General features: G+C 63.4%; 4 protein-coding genes. All 4 read right to left on the reverse strand.

Annotated features, from left to right (window positions below; all coding sequences use genetic code 11):
- Positions 1 to 561: M14 family zinc carboxypeptidase (locus tag ACNA7R_RS19265; RefSeq protein WP_416285135.1), on the reverse strand; the 561-nt coding region annotated here is incomplete at its 3' end.
- Positions 562 to 945: 384 nt separating this feature from the next.
- A complete protein-coding gene (locus ACNA7R_RS19270) occupies positions 946 to 2,343 on the reverse strand; it encodes an LVIVD repeat-containing protein (RefSeq protein WP_416285136.1) in 1,398 nt (465 codons plus the stop codon).
- A gap of 235 nt (positions 2,344 to 2,578) precedes the next feature.
- Positions 2,579 to 2,965 (reverse strand): hypothetical protein, encoded by a 387-nt coding sequence (locus ACNA7R_RS19275; protein ID WP_416285138.1) that lies wholly within the window; start codon positions 2,963 to 2,965, stop codon positions 2,579 to 2,581.
- 145 nt (positions 2,966 to 3,110) lie between these two features.
- Positions 3,111 to 4,466: an LVIVD repeat-containing protein gene (locus tag ACNA7R_RS19280; protein WP_416285137.1), complete on the reverse strand. Its 1,356-nt coding sequence runs from the start codon at positions 4,464 to 4,466 to the stop codon at positions 3,111 to 3,113.
- Positions 4,467 to 4,813: the final 347 nt, after the last annotated feature.

The following is a 4,813-nucleotide window of genomic DNA, read 5'->3' on the forward strand; positions in this document are numbered from 1 at the left end:
GTGGAGGTCGGCGACCCTCAGCGGCTCCAGCGGAACGACGTAATCGATCATCGCCTGCGTTTCGGGCGACGGGTTGTCGCTCGATCCGACCTCGTAGTCGTGTTGCCGGTTGGGATCGACGCCGTCGGCGTTCGTTCGCTGGTTGCGCATCGCCCCGTCCGGGTTGTGCATCGGCAGGATGTGAACCGTCAGTGCCTCGCGAACCTGCCGAGCGAACGGCGTTCCGGAGGTTGCGAGCTCCCGAAGCTCCGCGAGGATCGCGTTGGTGCCGGTCGGCTCGTTGCCGTGCTGTTCGGCCGTGAAGAAGACGTCCGTGTCGCCCTCCCCGACGCGAGCGACGGAGAGTGCGCGGCCCTCGAGGCTCTCGCCGATCTCCTCGAGTTCGTATCGGGTTCGGGCCCGTCGACCGACGTCCTCGAGGAACTCCTGGACCTCCTGATGCGTAAAGAACCGTTTCGTTTCCTCGCGCGCCCACGTTTCGTCCGCACTCACGATACCTGGTGCGAGAACGCCTGTCCCGACGATGCTACCGACCGTCTTCAACGTGGTACGTCTGTTCATACCAGTCTCTTATTGAGACTAATCCCGCATAAAAAATGAATATCCTCTTCCTAACTTGATACTGGCCAGCAGATTTATCTATAAGTTCGTAGTATCGAATAAACTGGCTCGCGGAGCACCCGTCGCCGCCCGCTCCGTGGTTGCACACTCACCGCACGCCGGTCTCCGACGCTTCCGATCGCACCTCGAGCGTACTGTAGTACTCCTCGGCGGTCGTAGCGAGTCGTCGATGGACACCCGGAGGACGTCCCGTGAACGTCGGGAGGGCAGCGGTGTCGAGGTGTCGGGCGAGTCTCGCCGGCCGGGTCCGGGACGGTCGTCCCGAGTGGCATCCGCGCTCGGAGTATCGGTCCCGTCCCGACCAGTTTCCCCTGGGTGGCCGGCTCAGCTGTACCGCTCGAGGATCGCCTCGAGATCGTAGTGCGAGCCTGGACCGCCACCGTCTTTCCCACGAGCTGGACGGGCATCGACCGAGAACGTGTACGCGCCGGTGATGGTGTCGCTCGAGAAGGCGAACTCCCGCTCGTCGTTCCACACCGCAGACCAGTTGTAGGGGGCCGTCCCCGGCGAGTGTCGCGTATCACCCTGCTCCAGCTCGAGGTCGGTCGCGAAGCGCTCGGTCGCCACGGGGTTCTCGGGGTCGGTGATGTTGGCGACCCAAAAGCCCTGCGAGTAGCCGCCGTCGACCAGCAGCGTCTCGTCGCCGTCCTGCAGAATGTCGTGGAAGTGGGTCGTCCAGATGCCGACGTCTTGCTCGCGGGCGTCGGGCGAGAAAAACGAACTGATCGGCTGTGGGTTCTCGAGGGAGCCCTCGCCCCAGCCGATGTCGAAGACGTGTTTGGCACCCGGCACGTCCCCGAACAGTTCGTCGCCGACGATCGCGATGTCCCGCTCGGGGTCGTAGTGGGCGTGGTGGCAGTCCTCGAAGCCCGGCTCGAGGAGCCCGTAGTCGGGCTGCTCGTCGTAATCGAATCGGCCGATCTCGGTCGGCGACAGCGGATCGTCGGCGATGTCGAGAATGACGTAGCCCTCGAAGTCGCCGCCGATGTACGCACAGTGGAGGACGTCTCGGATCGGGTCGACCTCGACGGCGTGGCAGTAGCCGTCGGGGCCGGCTGCGTCGTGGCGCACCGGCTCGTGCGGGTCGTCGACGTCGACGGGGATGACGCCCGGCGCGCTTGCGGCCTTGTCGATCATGTAGATGACCGTGTCCTCGGGGTGCTCGGCGTTGGTGTGCGAACCGGTGTTCGGCGCGTCCACTGTGGCCAGCACCTCCGGCTCCTCGGCGGAGCCCTCGCCCCAGCCGAAGTCGACCACCGACATACCTAGCGGTTCCGCAGCCCCGGCGTCCATCTCGTGGGTGACGTAGTACAGTCCGTCGCGGGTGCCGTCGAACCGCATGTGGTTCGAGCGGTGGTTCTCGACGGGCCACTCGAGCTCGTGGGCGACCGTCGGGTTCTCGAGATCCGAGAGATCGTACAGCGTCGCGACGACGTTGCTGTCGCTCCCGCTCGAGCCGGTGCTGCTGGGGAAGCTGCTTACCCCGCCCCACATCCCGTCCGGGCTGGTGGTGCCGAACGTGTAGCGGGGCTTCTCGCCCTCCGGGAGCGTGTGTCCGAGCAGGTCGAGACGGCCGCGCGTCCGTGCGTTCGCCTGGCCCGGCGTGTTCGGCGTAGTATAATTTGGACTGCGTCCAGCTACCGGTGTAGTGCCGACCGCAGCAGTCGTCAGACCGGCGATTCCGATCCGTTTCATAAACGTTCGACGTGGTGTGTCACTCATGTTGGCTCACTGGTCTCGTCTCGAGACCGATCGATTTACGAGACGGATAATATTATATGTGTATAGCTAATTCAAATATAGATATAAGAAGAAAGATTTATTAGTAGTCCTCAAACAGAGAGTGGATTGCCGAAGCGGAGACCCAGAGTATGGAGCGAACCCATCCGGTGGCGAGTCCGACGCCGTCACGGCAGACTCGCTGAACGGGTGTCTACACGGCACAGTCAGGCGACCGCTAGGCCTGCTCGCTACTCGACCGGACCGAGGTGCAGGCGGTGGGTGCTCGAAGACCATCGACCAGCTGCTCAGCCGTCGTCGGTTCGACGATCGAGGGCAGCGCAGCCATCCGTTCGGGGTTCTCGAGCCGAAGCCGTACTCGGCTCCGCTCGTGGGCGATCAGGTGGACGACGATCTCTCGAGCGGTTCCACGCCGAAGCAGCGCCAGTACAGCCTGTGCTTGCTCGTCGGATTCTGGCGGGTAGTAGTGGGTCTGCCCGTAAAACTCGCTCCGGACTATCTCACCGTTATCTACCAATCGATGGACGTGATACTGAACCTGGCCCGGTGCAAACGCCGACTCTCTGACGAGTGCGTTGAAATGGATGCCAGTGTTCGCGTAGATGTGGGTTCGAGTCCGGTCTCGGGGTCCATGTGAAGTGCTGAGAGCGTGGGCACGTGCTCTGGTACGACCCAGCGTTCGCCACGTCGGTCGGCCCTCGAGTCTCACATCCCTTCGGGGAATTCCGCCCAGCAGATCCCGGACGGGATCAGCCGTCCTCGAGGATCCGCTCGAGGTCGTAGTGGGACCCGGGCCCGCCTTCGTCCTTGCCACGGGCGGCTTTCCCGGATACGTCGAACGTGTAGGCGCCGGTAATGGAGTCGCTGGCAAAGACGAAATCACGCGCTTCGTTGTAGCGAGCGCTCCACGCAAACGGCGGCGTCGGCGGTGCCGCCCAGACCTCCTCGTGGTGGGCCGGTGCCTCGTCCCGGTCGTGATCCGTCGCGTATCGCTCGAGGGGCTCGGGGTTACGGGGATCCGTGATATTGGCGACCCAGACACCGTTCCGGTAGCCACCGTCGACCAGGAGCGTCTCGCCCCGGTCGCGAAGGAGGTCGTGGAAGTGGGTCGTCCAGTAGTAGGTTTCTCCGGGGGCCATCTCGCGAGCGTCCGGCGAAGTCGTAAAGCCGATCGGCTCCGGGTTCTCGAGGCTTCCCTCGTCCCAGCCGATATCGAACATGTGCTTGCCACCCGGAACACCGCTGCCGATCTCGTCGCCGACGACTGCCAGCTCCCGTTCGGTCTCGAAGTGGGCCTGATGACAGCTCTCGAAGCCCGGTTCGCCGACTGTGGTGTAATCAGGCGCCTCGTCGTAGTCAAAGCGACCGATCTCAGTCGGCGCCAGCGGGTCGTCGCCGATATCGAGGATGACGTATCCGACGAACGCGCCGCCGATATACGCACAGTGGAGGACATCCCGCGTCGTATCGACCTCCAGTGCGTGACAGTAGCCGACCGGGCCGGCTACCTCGGCCCGCTCGGGGGTGTGCGGGTCGCTGACGTCGACGGGGATGACCCCTGGCGACCCACCGTTCGTGTCGACCATGTAGATAACCGGCTCCGTCGGGTGTTCGGAGATCGTGTGGGCGCCCGTGTTTGGCGCATCCACCGTGGCCAGCACCGACGGATCGTCGGGACTGCCCTCCTCCCAGTCGAAGTCGACGACGGACATGCCGAGGACTTCGTCCGGGCCGTCGCTCTCGTGGGTGATGTAGTACAGCCCATCGCGCGGGCCGTCGAACCGGACGTGGTTCGTTCGATACCCTGGCTGCGGGTTTTCGAGCTGGTGGGCTTCGACCGGGTTCTCGAGGTCCGCCAAGTCATATAGTGAGGCGACGGTGGTGCTCCCACTTCGGGGCCAGGCACCGATCACGCCCCACATCCCGTCGTCGCTGACGTCCCCGAACGAGTAGAAGGGGGTGTTCTCGCCCAGTTCGTGCCCGAGGAAATCGAGCCGACCCCGTGCCCGCCTGCGACTGTGACCCGGCGGGTCGGCACGATCGGCCGTCGCCACTCCACTTGCGACGGCCGTCACAGTGAGCCCGGCGACTCCTGTCCGTTTCATGAACGTCCGGCGTGGTGTGTCAGACATAGTGTCTCACTCGGCCCCGTCGAGGGACTACTCAATTTACAAAACCCATAATATCATCTGTATCTGAGTAATTCAAATATAGATTAGGTGGAGAAGATTTATAAGCTATTTTTAAAGGATGATTCGCCAAGAGAACTAGAAACAGATCCGGTCGGCGACGAATACACTGGCACCGCAGACTCGGTGAGCAGGGGTACGAGAGGCGTAGCCGAACACACGACCTGCGAACCCCCGGGCGAAACTCCCTTACAACGCCACCAGCGGTGGTGGTGCACGACCAAGCGGTTTCACTTCTAGTAGGAGGTGCTCTCGAGTAATTT

The organism is Natronococcus sp. (assembly GCF_047921035.1).
In the GTDB taxonomy this organism is placed as follows: Archaea; Halobacteriota; Halobacteria; order Halobacteriales; family Natrialbaceae; genus Natronococcus.